This window comes from Pantoea sp. SGAir0418, assembly GCF_043529865.1.
The window spans coordinates 3,839,922-3,857,478 of the sequence record NZ_CP027911.1 but is presented as its reverse complement, the minus strand read 5'-3'; the positions used below and the strand labels follow the sequence as shown (position 1 = coordinate 3,857,478).

The following is a 17,557-nucleotide window of genomic DNA, read 5'->3' as shown; positions in this document are numbered from 1 at the left end:
GGAAATTGTCGCGACGCGTAGCAGGCAGCGCGGCGCGACACTCGTGTGCGGTATTAAACGGTTTTTGGCATCGCGCTGGGCGGAATAATCGCGCCGCGATGCTGGATCACCGTACTGGCGGTGAGATGGCCGCGCGCTGCGGCCTGCTCCACGCTGCCACCCGCGAGGCGCACCGCCAGATAACCAGCGCTGAAGGAGTCACCTGCGGCGGTGGTATCGACAATCTGCGCCGGAGCCAGTTTGATGGCCGCAATGTCCCGCAGCGGCTCGTCGCCGCGCGCCACCAGGCAGGAGTCGGCACCACGTTTGATCACAATCTCCTGCACGCCGGCGGCGCGCGTGCGCGCAATCACGTCCGCCAGCGGCTGTTCGCCCCACAGCAGGTGTTCATCATCCAGCGTCAGGAAGGCGATATCGGTGTGGCGTAGCATCGCCGCATACGCCTGCTGCGCACTGGCGCTATCCGCCCACAGACGCGGCCGGTAGTTGTTGTCAAAAATCACGGTGCCACCGTTTTGCCGGCAGGCACTGAGCAGCGCCATCAGCTTTTCGCGGCTGGCCTCAGGCAGGATCGCCAGGCTGATGCCGCTCAGGTAGAGATAGTCGTAATGCGCCAGCTGCTGACAGATGGCCCCGGCCTGCGGGCTATCCAGCCAGAAGCGCGCGGCAGCATCGCTGCGCCAGTACCAAAAGGTGCGCTCGCCGTGGGCATCGGTTTCGATGAAGTAAAGCCCGGGCATTTTGTCCGGCAGGCGCTGCACCAGTTGCGTGTGCACCTGCTCCTGCTGCCAGGCCGCGATCATCTGGTCGCTGAAGCTGTCGGTGCCAAGCGCGGTGACATACTCCACACGCAGCTGGCTGGAATCGCTCTGCCGTGCCAGATAGATCGCGGTATTCAGCGTATCGCCGCCAAAGCCGCGTTTGATGTTCTCACCTTTTTCGGACAGCTCAATCATGCATTCGCCAATAATGGCGATGGTTTTCTGCGTCATGGTGTTTGGCCTGTAGTGAATGCTGCGCTCTAGTCTCGCGTCTGGTATGGCAGTCGTCAATGCTTTTTAAAACGCTGTTTTAATTTGCCTTAAGGCGTAAAACCGCGCTTCTGCACCGATTTAGCGGCCAAACCGGGGGTTGTTTTGCCGATTAAGCCGCAGACACGCTGCTAGACTCAACAGCTCGTGTGGCTGCGCAGACCAATAAAGTTATCCAGGGGAGAGCCGATACTTGCCACTGAGATGCTATTTGCAGGCACTCAATACCAACCAGGAAAACACCATGGTGATGAAGAATTTGAGTCATCGGCTGCCTTTTTCTCCCGAACTTGAGCAACAACAGGAAACCCGTCTCTACTGGCAGCAGTGCCAACGGTGCTACACTTTCCAGCCGATTTACCAGGTTTCTGGCCGCTTACTGGCTATTGAACTGCTTACCGCCGTGGTGCATCCCGCCGCACCTGAGCAAAACGTGTCACCCGAAGACTATTTCGAGGCGCTTACCATTGCCCAGCGTCTCGACATCGTCCAGGAGCAGCTTGAACTGTTATTACAGTGGGCTTCCTTCTTCAGCCAGCGCCAACTGGTGGCCTCCGTCAATATTGATGGACCCACGTTACTGGCCATTCAGCAGCATGCGCCCGTGCGCGCGCTGATCGTCCAGCTGCCGTGGGTGCGCTTCGAACTGACCGAGCATCACGCGCTGCCGCAGGAAGAGATGGTGGCGCAGATGCCGGAGCTGGGCCCGCTGTGGCTGGATGACTTTGGGTCCGGCATGGCCAACTTCTCCGCGCTGACCGAACTGCGCTACGACTACATCAAGCTCTCGCGCGAGCTGTTTATGCTGCTGCGCGCCAGTGATGAAGGGCGCTCGCTGTTCTCCATGCTGCTGGCGCTGATTAACCGTTACTGTAACGGCGTGATCGTCGAAGGGGTGGAAAACGAGGAGGAGTGGCAGCAGGTACGCAACTCGCCCGCCATGGCCGCACAGGGCTATTATTTTTCACGTCCGCTGCCGTTTAACCAGCTGGAAAACCTGGTACTTGAGCTTCCGTGATTCCGTTCTGCCGCGTCTCGACTATCTTTAAGGAGACGTGGAAGGGCAAGGAGGAGGCAAAATGTCGCGTACAGGAAAAATAATTAGCTGGGTGATCGGGATTTTATTGTTGCTGGTTGTGGTGGTCGTGGTGATTATCGCCACCTTTGACTGGAACCGCCTGAAGCCAACCATCAACCAGAAAGTCTCGGCAGAACTGAACCGACCGTTCGCTATTCGCGGCGATCTTGGCGTGGCCTGGGTGCGCAATCGCGAAGAGCCAGGCTGGCGCAGCTGGGTGCCGTGGCCGCAGGTGCACGCTGACGATGTCATGCTCGGTAATCCGCCCAGCGTGCCGGAAGTGACAATGGTGCATTTGCAGCGGGTGGAAGCCACGCTGGCGCCGCTGGCGCTGCTGCACAAAGAAATTTACCTGCCGTGGATTAAGATGCAGCAGCCGGATGCGCGACTGGTGCAGACCGCCGATAAGAAAAATAACTGGACCTTCAACCTCGCCAGCAGCGAAAACAGCGACCCCAACGCGCCGCCTTCGGCATGGTCATTCCGCCTTGATAACATCCTGTTCGATCAGGGACAGCTGCGCTATCGCGACGCCATCAACAAAGCCGATGTCACGGTGAAGATCAATCCGCTGGGCAAACCGGTGCCGTACGCGCAGGTCGCGGGCGGTAACGACCAGCAAAAAGGGGCCGGCGATTTTGTGTTTGGCTGGCAGGCAAGCGGGACCTACAACAACCAGAAACTCGACGGCGACGGTAAGATTGGCGGTATGTTGTCGCTGCGCAGCAAAACCACGCCGTTCCCGTTGCAGCTCGACGTACGCAATGGCACCACACGTGTGCGCGTGGATGGCACCCTGCAGGATCCGCTCAATCTCGGCGGGCTGGATGTGCGGCTGCGCTTCTCCGGTGACACGCTGGCAAATCTGTACGGCTTAACCGGCGTGCTGCTGCCGGACACGCCACCGTATGAAACTGACGGCCACTTGATTGCGCGTTTCAATGAAGAGAAAGGGCCGCTGTTCCGCTACGAAAAATTCAACGGTCATATTGGTGACAGCGATATCCACGGTTCGCTCAGCTACCGTCAGGGTAAACCGCGTCCGACGCTGAGCGGCGAGCTGACGTCGAACCAGCTGCGTATGGCGGACCTTGGGCCGCTGATTGGGGTTAACTCCGGCAAGGGCAGTGAAAAAACGGCGCAGGCCAAAGCGCAGCGCGGTGAGGCCAGCACCCAGCCGGCGGATCGCGTGTTGCCACATGACAAGTTCGATACCAAAAACTGGGATGTGATGGACGCTGACGTGAAGTTCAGCGGCAAACGTATCGAGCACAGCAGCAAGCTGCCGCTCAGCGATCTCTATACCCATCTGCAGCTGAAAAATGGCGACCTGCTGCTGGATCCGCTGCGCTTCGGCATGGCCGGCGGCAGCATTAATTCGACCATCCATCTGGAGGGCGATCGCTCACCGATGCGCGGCCGTGCCGACCTGCATGCGCGCAAGCTGCAGCTGCGTCAGCTGTTCCCGGATGTCACCGCCATGCAGCGTAGTCTCGGCCAGCTCAACGGGGATGCCAGCCTGACCGGCACCGGCAATTCGGTGGCCGACCTGCTGGGCACCAGCAATGGCGAGCTGAAACTGTTGATGAACGATGGCCTGATCAGCCGCAGCCTGATGGAGATTGCCGGGCTGAACGTTGGTAACTATGTGGTGGGTAAACTGTTTGGCGACGATGAGGTGCGCATCAACTGTGCCGCGACCGACCTGAATATCCGTCAGGGACTGGCGACGCCGCGGCTGTTCGTGTTCGATACCGAGAACGCGGTGATCAACGTCACCGGCAACGCTAACTTTGCTAATGAGCGACTGGATCTGTCGATCAATCCGGAGAGCAAGGGCATTCGTATCATTACGCTGCGTTCGCCGCTGTATGTGCGCGGCACCTTCAAAAACCCGGATGCCGGAGTCAAAGCCGGTCCGCTGCTGGCGCGCGGTGCCGCAGCCGTCGCGCTGGGGGCAGTGGTCGCGCCGGCAGCTGCACTGCTGGCGCTGATTTCACCAAGCGACACCGATGATAATCAGTGCAGCAACGTGCTCCAGCAGATGAAAAGCAAAAAGTGATCAGTTACGCCACAGCACTTTGATGATGTGGTAGCCAAAAGCGGTTTTCACCGGTCCGTAAGGTTGCAGCAGCGGACAGGTGAACACCGCTTTATCAAACGCCGGCACCATCTGCCCTTTGCGAAACTCCCCCAGATCGCCCCCGTTACGCCCGGACGGGCAGGTCGAGTGTTTTTTTGCCAGTTGCTGAAAGTTCGCGCCTTTTTCCAGCTGCGCCAGCAGCGCTTTCGCCTGCGCTTCCTGTTTCACCAGGATATGTAAAGCCGCCGCGGTTTTCGCCATGATGGTGTTCCGTTATGTATGTATAATATTCGACGCATTATAGCGTAGTGCACGTCAGTTGTAGGGTCGCCATTGATGGCGACCTTTGCGCTCAGGTGCGCATCAATGCGCACCCTACGGCGCGATGTAAATCTTCCTGTCTGATTAAATTGAGTGATGTTTTTCTATGCGTCTTAATCCCGGCCAACAACGTGCTGTCGAATTTGTCACCGGTCCCTGTCTGGTGCTGGCCGGTGCGGGTTCCGGTAAAACCCGCGTGATCACCAATAAAATCGCCCATCTGATCCGTGAATGCGGCTATCAGGCGCGCCATATCGCGGCGGTGACCTTCACCAACAAGGCGTCGCGCGAGATGAAAGAACGCGTGGCGCAAACGCTGGGACGCAAAGAGGCGCGCGGCCTGATGATCTCAACCTTCCACACCCTGGGCCTGGAGATCATCAAGCGCGAATACAAGGCGCTGGGCATGAAATCGACCTTCTCGCTGTTCGACGATCAGGATCAGCTGGCGCTGCTTAAGGACCTGACCAAACAGTGGCTGGAAGAAGATAAAACCCTGTTGCAGCAGCTGATTTCCACCATCTCCAACTGGAAAAACGACCTCGTTGATCCGCAGGGCGCGGCCGGCCTCGCCAAATCACAGCGCGACCAGATTTTTGCCCATTGCTACGCGCTGTACGATCAGCATCTGAAAGCCTGTAACGTGCTGGATTTCGACGATCTGATTCTGCTGCCGACCCTGCTGCTGCAGCGGAATCAGGAGGTGCGCGAACGCTGGCAACAGCGCATCCGCTATCTGCTGGTGGATGAGTATCAGGACACCAACACCAGCCAGTATGAGCTGGTGAAGTTGCTGGTCGGTGCTAGGGCGCGCTTTACCGTGGTCGGCGATGACGATCAGTCTATCTACTCGTGGCGCGGCGCGCGGCCGCAGAACCTGGTGCTGCTGAAAGAGGATTTTCCGGCGCTGGAAGTGGTGAAGCTGGAGCAGAACTACCGCTCGACGCAGCGTATTCTTAAATGCGCCAATATCCTCATCGCCAACAATCCGCACGTGTTTGAAAAGCGGCTGTTCTCTGAGCTGGGCGAGGGCAGCGAGCTGAAAGTGCTGAGCGCCAACAACGAAGATCACGAAGCCGAGCGCGTGGCGGGCGAGCTGATTGCCCATCACTTTATTAATAAAACCCAGTACAAAGATTACGCGATTCTTTATCGCGGTAACCATCAGTCGCGCGTGTTTGAAAAGCTGCTGATGCAGAACCGTATTCCTTATCGCATCTCCGGCGGCACGTCGTTCTTCTCGCGGCCGGAAATCAAGGACTTGCTGGCCTATCTGCGCGTGCTGACCAATCCGGAAGATGACAGCGCGTTTCTGCGCATCGTGAACACGCCACGCCGCGAGATCGGCCCCGCGACGCTGCAGAAGCTGGGTGAGTGGGCCAATCTGCGCAACAAAAGCCTGTTTAACGCCAGCTTTGATATGGGGCTGGAACAGACGCTTTCCGGGCGCGGGCTGGAGCATCTGCAGCGCTTTACCCACTGGCTGAATGACATCGTTCAGCTCACCGAGCGTGAACCGGTGAATGCGGTGCGCGACCTGATTCGCGGCATCGACTACGAAAGCTGGCTGTTCGAAACCTCCCCCAGCCCGAAAGCGGCGGAAATGCGCATGAAGAACGTCAATACGCTGTTTCAGTGGATGACCGAAATGCTGAAGGGCGACGAACTTAACGAGCCGATGACGCTGGCGCAGGTGGTGACGCGTTTTACCCTGCGCGACATGATGGAGCGCGGCGAGAGCGATGAAGAGCTCGATCAGGTCCAGCTGATGACGCTGCACGCCTCGAAAGGGCTGGAGTTCCCCTATGTCTATCTGGTGGGCATGGAAGAGGGGCTGCTGCCGCATCAGAGCAGTATCGATGAGAACAACATCGAAGAGGAGCGTCGCCTGGCCTACGTGGGCATCACCCGCGCGCAGAAAGAGCTGACTTTTACCCTGTGCCGCGAGCGCCGTCAGTACGGCGAGCTGGTGCGTCCGGAACCAAGCCGCTTCCTGCTGGAGTTGCCGCAGGATGATGTGGCGTGGGAGCGTGAGAAAAAGGTGATCAGCGCCGAAGAGCGGGTGAAAACCGGGCAAACGCGCGTCGCCGGCTTACGTGCGATGCTGGAGAACGCGAAGAAGGGGTGATTATTTCGTCACAGCCGCAAGCCTGGCCTCTGGCGAAAATCGTTGCGCGCGCCGCAGAGGCAAAGCGCCCGGCAAAGCAAACTTCACTCGCGTAAAAGCGCAGTTGCCGGGCGTTTTTCAATGCAGCAGCAGCAGGTTCGATCAGGAAATCGTCAGCAGCCAGTGCACATACGACTGGTAATGGCTCTCCTGCTCCAGCAGCTCGGCGCGCAGCGGATGCGCAGCCAGCCAGCCTGCCGGCAGCGTCAGATGCAGCGCATCATCATCCGCCTGCAGACGCACCGCCGGCAGCGTGTCGTCGCGTCGCCGGCTGGAGAAGATGATTGCCAGCCGCAGCAGACGGCTCAGCCGCTCTGCCATGCGCGGTGGCACGGCGTTTTGCTGCGTCAGCAGCGCCAGATCGATGCTGCCGCTCTGGTTCTGCAGCAGGCAGGCCAGCATTTTTTTCTGTGCGGGGGTGAAACCAGGAAGATCGAGATGGCGAATCAGATACGCGGCGTGCTGTGGTGCCTGGCGGAAATCGACGCTCAGGCCAATTTCGTGGATTGAACAGGCGCTGAGGAGTAAATCGCGACATCGCTGATCCAGCTTCCAGCTGCTGCTCACCTGACGGAAAAAGCTCTCTGCCAGCTGGCGCACGCGGCCCGCCTGCTCAACATCAATGGCGAAACGACGCTGAACGTTCTGCAGCGTGCGGCTGCGAATATCGCGGTCAATCGGCAGATGCAGCATGCCGTACACCAGCCCTTCGCGCAGTGCGCCGCCGGCCAGCGTCATGCTCTCAATGCTCAGCTCGTGGAAAATGGCGATCAGGATCGACAGGCCGCTGGGAAACACCAGCGCACGCTCCAGCGTCAGCCCTTCAATCTCCAGCTCCTCCAGCTTGCCGCACTGAATGGCACGCTGCTTGAGCTGCTGCAGTTTGCTCAGGGTGATGCGCTCATCCATGCCCTGCGCCACCATGATCTCCTGCAGCGCCTGGACGGTGCCGGACGCGCCCACGCAAATCTGCCAGCCTTTCTCTCGCAGTGCCGGCGCAATCGGACGGATCATTTCACGTGCGGCCTGTTCGGCCTGGGTAAAGTTCTCTTTGGCGAGATGACGATCGCTGAAGAAGCGCTCCAGCCAGGTCACACAGCCCATCGACAGGCTAAACAGCGTCGTGGCGTGCGCACCTTCGCCGGTCACCAGCTCGGTGCTGCCGCCGCCGATATCGACCACCAGCCGCTGGTCAGAGCCGCCGGTGGTGTGCGCAACCCCCTGATAGATCAGGCGCGCTTCTTCCTCACCGCTGATGACGTTCACCGCGCAGCCGAGAATCTGTTCCGCCTGAGTCAGGAAATCCTGCGCGTTGCTGGCAATGCGCAGCGTGGCGGTTGCCACCACGCGGATTTGTTCCGGGGGAATGTCCTGCAACTGCTCGGAGAACAGACGCAGGCACTGCCAGCCGCGCTGCATCGCCTCAGCCGAGAGATGGTTGGCCGCATCAAGACCTGCCGCCAGACGCACCTTGCGTTTAATTCGCGCGACGGTCTGAATACTGCCGGACACTTCGCGCACCACCAACATATGAAAGCTGTTAGAACCTAAATCAATCGCAGCATAAAGTGACGATGCGCTTAGCATGTGTGCTTAACCCGAACGTTTACGGTTGTTGTTGCGCGGGGCACCGCCGCGACGGTTGCTGTTGTTGCCACCGCGACGTGGACCGTTGCCCGAGCGGTTACGCTGCAGGCGTTTCGGTGGCGGCAGGTCGCTCAGCAGGGCGTCGCTGTTGTACTTGCTCACCGGAATACCGTGACCGATGTACTCTTCAATCGCCGGCAGGTTGAGCGCGTACTCTTCACAGGCCAGGCTGATGGAGTGACCGCTGGCGCCAGCACGACCGGTACGGCCAATGCGGTGCACGTAATCTTCGCGATCGTCCGGCAGGTCGTAGTTGAAGACGTGCGTAACTGCCGGGATGTGCAGGCCGCGCGCGGCGACGTCGGTGGCAACGAGGATATCCACATCACCTTTGGTGAAGTCGTCCAGAATGCGCAGACGTTTTTTCTGCGCCACGTCGCCGGTCAGCAGGCCCACGCGGTGGCCATCGGCAGCCAGGTGGCCCCAGATATCTTCACAGCGGTGCTTGGTGTTGGCGAAGACGATGGCGCGGTCCGGCCACTCTTCTTCCAGCAGGGTCTGCAGCAGACGCATCTTCTCTTCGTTCGAAGGGTAGAACAGCTCTTCTTTAATGCGGTGGCCGGTTTTCTGCTCGGGCTCAACTTCAACGTATTCGGCGTTGTTCATGTGCTCGAACGCCAGTTCACGTACGCGATAAGAAAGCGTGGCCGAGAACAGCATACTCAGGCGCTGGGTGGCCGGCGGCATGCGGCGGAACAGCCAGCGAATGTCTTTAATGAAGCCGAGATCGAACATGCGATCCGCTTCATCCAATACCACGACCTGAATGGCGCCGAGGTTGATGTGATTTTGTTTGGCGTAGTCAATCAGGCGTCCGGTGGTGCCCACCAGAATATCGACACCGTCTGCCAGCACTTTCAGCTGCTTGTCATAGCCATCGCCACCATAGGCCAGGCCCAGCTTCAGGCCGGTGGCCTGTGCCAGCGGCTCGGCATCGGCATGAATCTGCACCGCAAGCTCACGCGTCGGTGCCATGATCAGCGCGCGTGGTTGATTAACCTGGCGGCCTTCAGCAGCAGGATGAGAAAGAAGATAATGAAACGTTGACGTCAGGAACGCCATCGTTTTGCCGGTACCGGTTTGCGCCTGACCCGCGACATCACGCCCTGAAAGCGCAAAAGGCAACGCGAGCGCCTGAATCGGCGTGCAGTTATGAAAGCCTTTCTTATCAAGGGCTTCCACTACCTGTGGGTGCAGGGCGAAGTCGGAAAACTTCTGTTCTGTTAAGTGTGTTTTGCTCATAGTGTGGTAGAATATCAGCTTACTATCGCTTTACGAAAGCGTATCCGATGAAATAAAGTCAACCTACGTTGGTATATTTTACGCCAATTCGCCAGGCATAATCTTTGGAGTTAAACATGAGCAGCGATAAAATCGTTCACCTGACCGATGACAGTTTCGACACTGACGTGCTGAAAGCCGACGGTGTGACGCTGGTAGATTTCTGGGCTGAATGGTGTGGTCCTTGCAAAATGATCGCCCCGATTCTCGACGAAGTCGCAGAAGAGTACGACGGTAAGCTTACCATCGCCAAGCTGAACATTGATGAAAACCCAGGTACTGCGCCAAAATACGGTATTCGCGGTATCCCGACCCTGCTGCTGTTCAAGAACGGCGAAGTGGCGGCGACCAAAGTGGGTGCGCTGTCTAAAGGTCAGCTGAAAGAGTTCCTGAACGCTAACCTGGCCTAAGCCCGGCGCGGTGTTTGTTCGGCAGTGGTGAATTTTTTCGCCACTGCTGGACGTCTCCCTTCAGGCGTGTTAAGTTGACCTCACTGCATTACGCACTTACCTTGTAGTTTGCATCTAAAGTTTTCCCTTGTCAGACCCAGCTCGCATTGAACGTTTTCGTGGTTTGGCAATCTGACGGCTAGCACATTCGGCATCACCTTTCGACCGTCTCCTCGCTTCCTATCGCCACATCTGACGATAACCGTCGAGCAGCGTTGAAAAAGAGCCATTAACAGGCATGGAATTTTTGCCATACCATTCACGACAAACATTTCGAGAATTACCCCGAGTTTAAGAACCCATCACTATGAATCTTACCGAATTAAAGAATACGCCGGTTTCTGAGCTGATTACTCTCGGCGAAAATATGGGGCTGGAAAACCTGGCGCGTATGCGCAAACAGGACATTATTTTCGCCATCCTGAAACAACACGCGAAGAGCGGCGAAGACATCTTCGGTGATGGTGTGCTGGAGATACTGCAGGATGGATTTGGTTTCCTCCGCTCCGGAGACAGCTCCTACCTCGCCGGTCCCGATGATATCTACGTTTCTCCCAGCCAAATCCGCCGCTTCAACCTCCGCACTGGTGACACCATTTCTGGCAAAATCCGCCCACCGAAAGAAGGTGAACGCTATTTTGCGCTGCTGAAAGTTAACGAAGTTAACTACGACAAGCCAGAAAACGCCCGTAGCAAGATTCTGTTTGAAAACCTGACGCCGCTGCACGCGAACAACCGTCTGCGCATGGAGCGTGGTAACGGTTCGACCGAAGACCTGACGGCGCGCGTGCTGGATCTGGCATCGCCAATCGGTCGTGGTCAGCGTGGTCTGATCGTCGCACCGCCGAAAGCCGGTAAAACCATGCTGCTGCAGAACATCGCGCAGAGCATCGCGTACAACTATCCTGACTGCGTGCTGATGGTGCTGCTGATTGACGAGCGTCCGGAAGAAGTAACCGAAATGCAGCGTCTGGTGAAAGGCGAAGTTATCGCGTCTACCTTTGACGAACCGGCCTCGCGTCACGTGCAGGTTGCAGAGATGGTGATCGAGAAGGCTAAGCGCCTGGTCGAGCACAAAAAAGACGTTATCATCCTGCTGGACTCCATCACCCGTCTGGCGCGCGCCTACAACACCGTAGTGCCGGCGTCGGGTAAAGTCCTGACCGGTGGTGTTGACGCCAACGCCCTGCATCGTCCGAAGCGTTTCTTCGGTGCGGCACGTAACGTGGAAGAGGGCGGCAGCCTGACCATCATCGCCACCGCGCTGGTTGATACCGGTTCGAAGATGGACGAAGTGATTTACGAAGAGTTTAAAGGTACAGGTAACATGGAACTGCACCTGTCACGTAAAATCGCTGAGAAGCGCGTGTTCCCGGCTATCGATTACAACCGTTCCGGTACGCGTAAAGAAGAGCTGCTCACCTCTCAGGAAGAGCTGCAGAAGATGTGGATCCTGCGCAAAATCATCCATCCGATGGGTGAAATTGATGCAATGGAGTTCCTCATCAATAAACTGGCAATGACCAAAACCAACGACGAATTCTTCGATATGATGAAACGCTCGTAATCTGTTGCCGTCGGTAACGGCCTGAGCCAGCCGGCTAACGGCACAAATTGCCAGGATTTATGACTAACGCCACGTCTTAACGTGGCGTTTTTCATTTGTGGGCATTAGGATTATGCCTGTCAGGAAGCAGACATATTGACTGAGGCAGCAAAGCGGCGGTTTTTTCAGCAAACGCACGCGCTGCGACAGAATTCAGACCAGGGATATACAGCAATGGCGGGAAAATTGCTTATTGTTGTCCATGATTTTAGCTGAGAGCGTTAACGTGAATTTACTCACTATGAGTACTGAGCTTGGTTTAGTTTTTCTTTTTTCTTTAGCGTTCCTGTTTTTTGCTCGTAAAGCGGCTAAAAAAATTGGGCTTGTGGACACGCCGAATTCCAGAAAACGACACCATGGTGCCATTCCGTTAGTCGGCGGTATCTCCGTGTATGCGGGGATTTGCTTCGCCTTTGCCATCTCAAATTATTATCTGCCGCACGCCGTGCTGTACCTCTTCTGCGCCGGGGTACTGGTGCTGGTCGGCGCGCTCGATGACCGCTTTGATATCAGCGTCAAAATCCGTGCCGTGGTTCAGGCGGCGATCGCCATCGTGATGATGGTCGGGGCAAAACTCTATTTACTGAGCCTGGGGTTTATCATTGGTCCGGTCGAGCTGATCGTCGGGCCTTTCGGCTATGTGCTGACGCTGTTCGCGGTATGGGCAGCGATCAATGCTTTCAATATGGTGGACGGTATTGATGGTCTGCTGGGTGGATTATCCTGCGTCACCTTCGCCGCGATGGGCATCATCCTCTATTTTGACGGACAGACCAGCCTGGCGATGTGGTGCTTCGCGATGATCGCCGCCACTATTCCCTACATTCTGCTTAATCTCGGCTTTTTAGGCCGCCGTTATAAAGTGTTTATGGGTGATGCCGGCAGTACCATGATCGGCTTCACCATCATCTGGATTCTGCTGGAAACGACGCAGGGCCTCAGCCATCCCATCACGCCAGTCACCGCCCTGTGGCTGATTGCTATTCCGCTGATGGACATGGTGGCGATCATGTATCGTCGCCTGCGCAAGGGCATGAGCCCGTTCTCGGCCGATCGTCAGCATATCCATCACCTGATCATGCGGGCCGGTTTTACCTCCCGCCAGGCCTTTTTATTGATTACCGTGGCCGCCGCGCTGCTGGCCGGGATCGGCGTGCTGGGCGAATATCTGGCATTTATTCCCGAGTGGGTCATGCTGGCGCTGTTCCTCGCTGCTTTCCTCCTTTACGGTTATTGCCTGAAACATGCATGGCGCGTCGCGCGCAAAATCCGTCGTATCAAACGTCGCTGGCAAAGCAGCGGCGAAGAGAAAAAATAATTACCCAGATAAGTACCCGGATAAGGACACTTTTGTTATGACCTCTGTCGTTGTGGAGAACGAACTGGATGTACGCGGCCTCGGCTGCACGCTGTGGCGCGGCAAAGGCTGGATTATTGGCCTGGCGCTGCTGTTTGCGCTGCTGGCGTGGCTGGCTTCCATGTTAATGAAGCAATCCTGGAGCGCCACGGCGGTGACCGATCGGCCGACGGTGAATATGCTGGGCGCATTCTTTGTGCAGCAGCAGTTTCTCAATAATCTGGATGTGCGCAACGAGACCGTCAGCCTGAATACGCCAGCACCGACGGTGATGGATGAGGTCTATCAGGAGTTCACCATGCAGCTGGCGTCGTGGGATACGCGTCGCGATTTCTGGCTGCAGACTGATTACTATAAGAGCCGCAAAAGCGGTAATGCACACAACGATGCCGCGCTGCTCGACGATCTGATCACCAACATTCAGTTCACCCCGGCCGATGCCACCCACAATACGCTGGATAACATTAAGCTGATTGCGGAGACCGCCGGCGACGCTAACAATCTGCTGCGGCAGTACATTGCCTATGCCAGCGAACGCGCCGCGCGCCATCTCAATGATGAGCTCAAAGGTGCGTGGCAGGCGCGCAGCGTGCAGCTGCAGGCGCAGGTCAGCCGTCAGCAGGAAGTGGCACAGGCGGTGTTTGATCGCCGTCGCCAGCGCATCGAGCAGGCGCTGAAAGTGGCCAGCCAGCAGGGCATTAAAGAGAACCGCGCGCCGGTCAGCGGTGAAGCGCTGCCGGACAGCGATCGCTTCCTGCTGGGGCAGCAGATGCTGCAGGCGCAGCTGGATACCCTGCAAGCCAGCGGACCTGCTTACGATTTAAGCTATGATCAAAACAGGGCGATGCTCAACACACTGCAGGCCGGACCGCGTCTGGATAAACCGTTCCAGACCTACCGTTACCTGCGCACGCCGGAAGAGCCGGTCAGCCGCGATAGCCCACGTCGCCTGTTTATGATGGTGATGTGGGGCGCGATCGGTGCGCTGGTGGGTGCCGGCGTAGCGCTGGTGCGTCGTCCGCGTGCAACATTCGCCAACCGTCACTAAGAGAATCCGCGTGAAAGTTCTGACTGTATTTGGCACGCGCCCTGAAGCGATCAAAATGGCTCCGCTGGTGCAGGCACTGGCGCAGGATGCTGCCTTCGAATCGCGCCTGTGCGTGACGGCACAGCATCGTGAAATGCTTGACCAGGTACTGCGCCTGTTCCGGCTGCAGCCCGACTATGATCTCAATATTATGCGGCCCGAACAGGGACTGACCGAGATCACCAGCCGCATTTTGCAGGGTATGAAGACCGTGCTGGCAGACTTCCAGCCGGATGTCGTACTGGTGCACGGCGATACCACTACCACCTTTGCCGCCAGCCTGGCCGCGTTTTACCATCAGATTCCGGTGGGCCACGTTGAGGCGGGTCTGCGGACCGGTAACCTGATGTCACCGTGGCCGGAGGAGGCCAACCGCACCCTGACCGGCCATCTCGCCAGCTATCACTTCACGCCGACAGAAAATTCCCGGCAAAACCTGCTGCGCGAAAATCTGCCCGATGCGCGCATTTTCGTCACCGGCAATACGGTGATCGATGCGCTGCTGTGGGTACGCGATCGCGTGCTGGATGATGCCGATCTCAATGCCCGCCTGGCGGCACGTTACCCGTTCCTTGAGGCCGGTAAAAAGCTGATTCTGGTTACCGGCCATCGGCGCGAAAGCTTTGGTGAAGGCTTTGAACGCATCTGCAGCGCGCTGGCGCAGCTGGCGCGTCAGCATCCGCAGCTGCAAATTGTCTATCCGGTGCACCTCAACCCTAACGTCAGCGAGCCGGTGAACCGAATTCTGAGCGGTATCAACAATATCATTCTGATTGAGCCGCAGGAGTACCTGCCGTTTGTCTGGCTGATGAATCGCGCCTGGCTGATTCTTACCGATTCCGGTGGCATCCAGGAAGAGGCGCCGTCGCTGGGCAAACCGGTGCTGGTGATGCGCGAAACCACCGAGCGGCCGGAAGCGGTCGCGGCCGGTACGGTGAAGCTGGTCGGCACCGACGTGGATAAAATTGTTGCTGAAGTCAGCCTGCTATTGCAGGACGACGAGGCGTGGCAGGCGATGAGCCGCGCGCACAATCCGTATGGCGACGGCCATGCCTGCGCGCGCATCCTGCAGGCACTTAAACAACACAGAGTTTAACTATGCGTTTTTCAACCATTTCCGTTATCGGACTGGGCTACATTGGGCTGCCGACGGCAGCCGTTTTTGCTTCGCACGGGAAACAGGTCATCGGCGTGGATATCAATGCGCGCGCGGTGGAAACCATTAATCGCGGCGAAATTCATATCGTCGAGCCTGAGCTGGGCGACGTAGTACGTGCAGCGGTGCACAACGGCAACCTGCGCGCCACCACCCAGCCTGCAGCTGCCGACGCCTTTCTGATTGCCGTGCCGACGCCGTTTGTCGGCGATCATCAGCCGGATCTCAGCTACGTACAGGCGGCTGCGCTGTCGATTGCGCCGGTGCTGAAGGCCGGCGATCTGGTGATCCTCGAATCAACCTCGCCGGTGGGCGCTACTGAACAGATGGCGCAATGGCTGGCGGCGGCGCGCCCGGATCTGCGCTTCCCGCAGCACGGCGAGCAACCTGACGTGTTTATCGCTTATTGCCCGGAGCGCGTGCTGCCGGGGAAAGTGATGGTCGAGTTGCTGGAAAATGACCGCGTGATTGGCGGCATGACGCCGGCCTGTTCAGCGCGCGCCAGCGAACTGTATCGCATTTTCCTGCGCGGCGAGTGTGTGGAAACTAACGCGCGCACCGCAGAGATGTGCAAGCTGACGGAAAACAGTTTCCGAGATGTGAACATCGCCTTTGCCAACGAACTGTCGCTGATCTGCGCCGAACAGGGGATCAACGTATGGGAACTGATTGCGCTGGCGAACCGCCATCCGCGCGTCAATATCCTGCAGCCGGGACCGGGCGTTGGCGGGCACTGCATTGCGGTCGACCCGTGGTTTATCGTGGCGCAAAACCCGCAGCAGGCACGGCTGATCCGGACCGCGCGTGAGGTTAACGATGCCAAGCCGGGCTGGGTGCTGGATCAGGTTAAACAGGCGCTGGCCGAGTGCCTGACGACCAGCGGCAAGCGTGCCACGGACGTGACCATCGCCTGCTTCGGTCTGGCATTCAAACCTAATATCGATGACCTGCGTGAAAGCCCGGCGATGTCGGTGGCGCAGCGTATTGCGGCCTGGCACAGCGGCCGCACCTGGGTGGTCGAGCCGCATGTGGCGGATATTCCGCCGCAGCTCGCCGAACGCGCTACGCTGGTGTCGCTGGCTGATGCCCTGCAACACGCCGACATCCTGGTAATGCTGGTCGATCATGCGCAGTTCCGCGCCGTCACCCCTGAACAGGTGACGCAGCCGTGGATTGTGGATACCAAAGGAGTCTGGCGATGAAACAGTTTTTAGTCACCGGCGGTGCCGGTTTTATTGGCTCTGCGCTGGTGCGCTTCCTGATTGCCAATACCGACCACCGGGTGGTGGTGGTGGATAAGCTGAGCTATGCCGGCAATCTGGCGTCGCTGGCACCGGTTGAGCAGGATGCGCGCTTTGCTTTTGAGCAGGTCGATATCTGCGACCGCGCCGCGCTGGATCGCGTGCTGGCGCAGTATCAGCCGGACTGCATCATGCATCTGGCGGCAGAGAGTCACGTGGACCGCTCGATTGACGGGCCAATCGCCTTTGTCGAAACCAACATTGTCGGCACCTACCAGCTGCTGGAGGCGACGCGCCATTACTGGAACGGCATGACGGATGAGCGCAAGAAGGGCTTCATCCTGCACCATATCTCCACCGACGAAGTGTTTGGCGATCTGCACGGCACGGAAGATTTCTTTACCGAAACCACGCCGTACGCCCCGAGCAGCCCTTACTCGGCGACCAAAGCCAGCAGCGACCATCTGGTACGCGCGTGGCTGCGCACCTATGGGCTGCCTGTGGTGGTCACCAACTGTTCCAACAACTACGGGCCTTACCATTTCCCGGAAAAACTGATTCCCCTCACCATTATCAATGCGCTGGCCGGTAAGCCGCTGCCGGTGTACGGCAACGGCAGCCAGATTCGTGACTGGCTTTATGTGGAAGATCACGCCCGCGCGCTGTACACCGTGGTCAGCAGCGGCAAAGTGGGTGAGACCTACAACATTGGCGGCCACAACGAGCGGCGCAATATTGAGGTGGTGGAGACGCTGTGTGATTTGCTGGATGAGCTGGCACCGCAACAGCGCGCTGCCGGGCTGAGCAGCTACCGGGAACTGATCACCTTTGTCCACGATCGTCCTGGCCACGACCTGCGCTATGCCATTGATGCCAGTAAAATCTCCCGTGAACTGGGCTGGACGCCGCAGGAGACATTCGACAGCGGCATCCGCAAAACCGTGCAGTGGTATCTGGCCAATCCGCAGTGGTGGCAGGCGATTCTCAACGGCAGTTATCGCGGCGAGCGTCTGGGCTTGGCTACCCCGCGTTAAGCGCGCATGCAGGAGGAGC

14 protein-coding genes are annotated in these 17,557 nt (G+C 58.1%); 10 read left to right on the top strand and 4 right to left on the bottom strand.

Annotated features, from left to right (window positions below):
• Positions 1-53: 53 nt before the first annotated feature.
• Positions 54-992: a 2-dehydro-3-deoxygluconokinase gene (locus C1N84_RS17980; protein WP_394541685.1), complete on the bottom strand. Its 939-nt coding sequence runs from the start codon at positions 990-992 to the stop codon at positions 54-56.
• A gap of 283 nt (positions 993-1,275) precedes the next feature.
• Here C1N84_RS17980 and pdeH point away from each other — a divergent pair, with 283 nt between their 5' ends.
• Both pdeH and C1N84_RS17970 read left to right on the top strand, forming a co-directional pair.
• A complete protein-coding gene (gene pdeH / locus C1N84_RS17975; RefSeq protein ID WP_021506997.1) occupies positions 1,276-2,049 on the top strand; it encodes a cyclic-guanylate-specific phosphodiesterase in 774 nt (257 codons plus the stop codon).
• Positions 2,050-2,110: 61 nt separating this feature from the next.
• On the top strand, positions 2,111-4,171 hold the full coding sequence (locus tag C1N84_RS17970; protein ID WP_264441792.1) for an AsmA family protein: 2,061 nt from the start codon (positions 2,111-2,113) through the stop codon (positions 4,169-4,171).
• Here C1N84_RS17970 and ppiC read toward each other — a convergent pair whose 3' ends face one another.
• Positions 4,172-4,453 (bottom strand): peptidylprolyl isomerase PpiC, encoded by a 282-nt coding sequence (ppiC, locus tag C1N84_RS17965; RefSeq protein ID WP_058758095.1) that lies wholly within the window; start codon positions 4,451-4,453, stop codon positions 4,172-4,174.
• Between the two features lie 166 nt (positions 4,454-4,619).
• On the opposite strand from ppiC, the gene rep reads away from it, so the two are divergent.
• A complete protein-coding gene (rep, locus tag C1N84_RS17960) occupies positions 4,620-6,641 on the top strand; it encodes a DNA helicase Rep (RefSeq protein WP_264441791.1) in 2,022 nt (673 codons plus the stop codon).
• A gap of 141 nt (positions 6,642-6,782) precedes the next feature.
• Here rep and ppx read toward each other — a convergent pair whose 3' ends face one another.
• Positions 6,783-8,267, bottom strand: coding sequence for an exopolyphosphatase (gene ppx, locus C1N84_RS17955; protein ID WP_059010791.1), 1,485 nt, complete (start codon positions 8,265-8,267; stop codon positions 6,783-6,785).
• A gap of 6 nt (positions 8,268-8,273) precedes the next feature.
• Positions 8,274-9,569, bottom strand: a complete 1,296-nt coding sequence (gene rhlB / locus C1N84_RS17950) for an ATP-dependent RNA helicase RhlB (RefSeq protein WP_031279615.1) — start codon at positions 9,567-9,569, stop codon at positions 8,274-8,276.
• A 116-nt stretch (positions 9,570-9,685) separates the two neighbouring features.
• On the opposite strand from rhlB, the gene trxA reads away from it, so the two are divergent.
• The 7 genes from trxA to rfbB all read left to right on the top strand — a co-directional run bounded on the left by trxA (position 9,686) and on the right by rfbB (position 17,538).
• Complete coding sequence (gene trxA, locus C1N84_RS17945) at positions 9,686-10,018, top strand: thioredoxin TrxA (protein ID WP_021313352.1); 333 nt, start codon at positions 9,686-9,688, stop codon at positions 10,016-10,018.
• Between the two features lie 346 nt (positions 10,019-10,364).
• Positions 10,365-11,624, top strand: coding sequence for a transcription termination factor Rho (gene rho / locus C1N84_RS17940; RefSeq protein WP_021506991.1), 1,260 nt, complete (start codon positions 10,365-10,367; stop codon positions 11,622-11,624).
• 280 nt (positions 11,625-11,904) lie between these two features.
• Positions 11,905-12,981: a UDP-N-acetylglucosamine--undecaprenyl-phosphate N-acetylglucosaminephosphotransferase gene (wecA, locus tag C1N84_RS17935; RefSeq protein WP_021506990.1), complete on the top strand. Its 1,077-nt coding sequence runs from the start codon at positions 11,905-11,907 to the stop codon at positions 12,979-12,981.
• 37 nt (positions 12,982-13,018) lie between these two features.
• Positions 13,019-14,068 carry an ECA polysaccharide chain length modulation protein gene (wzzE, locus tag C1N84_RS17930; RefSeq protein WP_021506989.1) on the top strand — a complete coding sequence of 350 codons (1,050 nt, stop codon included), beginning with the start codon at positions 13,019-13,021 and terminating at the stop codon, positions 14,066-14,068.
• Between the two features lie 10 nt (positions 14,069-14,078).
• Positions 14,079-15,203, top strand: coding sequence for a non-hydrolyzing UDP-N-acetylglucosamine 2-epimerase (gene wecB, locus C1N84_RS17925; protein WP_058771055.1), 1,125 nt, complete (start codon positions 14,079-14,081; stop codon positions 15,201-15,203).
• 2 nt (positions 15,204-15,205) lie between these two features.
• On the top strand, positions 15,206-16,465 hold the full coding sequence (gene wecC / locus C1N84_RS17920) for a UDP-N-acetyl-D-mannosamine dehydrogenase (RefSeq protein ID WP_264441790.1): 1,260 nt from the start codon (positions 15,206-15,208) through the stop codon (positions 16,463-16,465).
• Positions 16,462-17,538, top strand: a complete 1,077-nt coding sequence (gene rfbB / locus C1N84_RS17915) for a dTDP-glucose 4,6-dehydratase (protein ID WP_264441789.1) — start codon at positions 16,462-16,464, stop codon at positions 17,536-17,538. The genes wecC and rfbB overlap by 4 nt, the downstream gene beginning before the upstream one ends.
• The last annotated feature ends 19 nt before the right edge of the window (positions 17,539-17,557 follow it).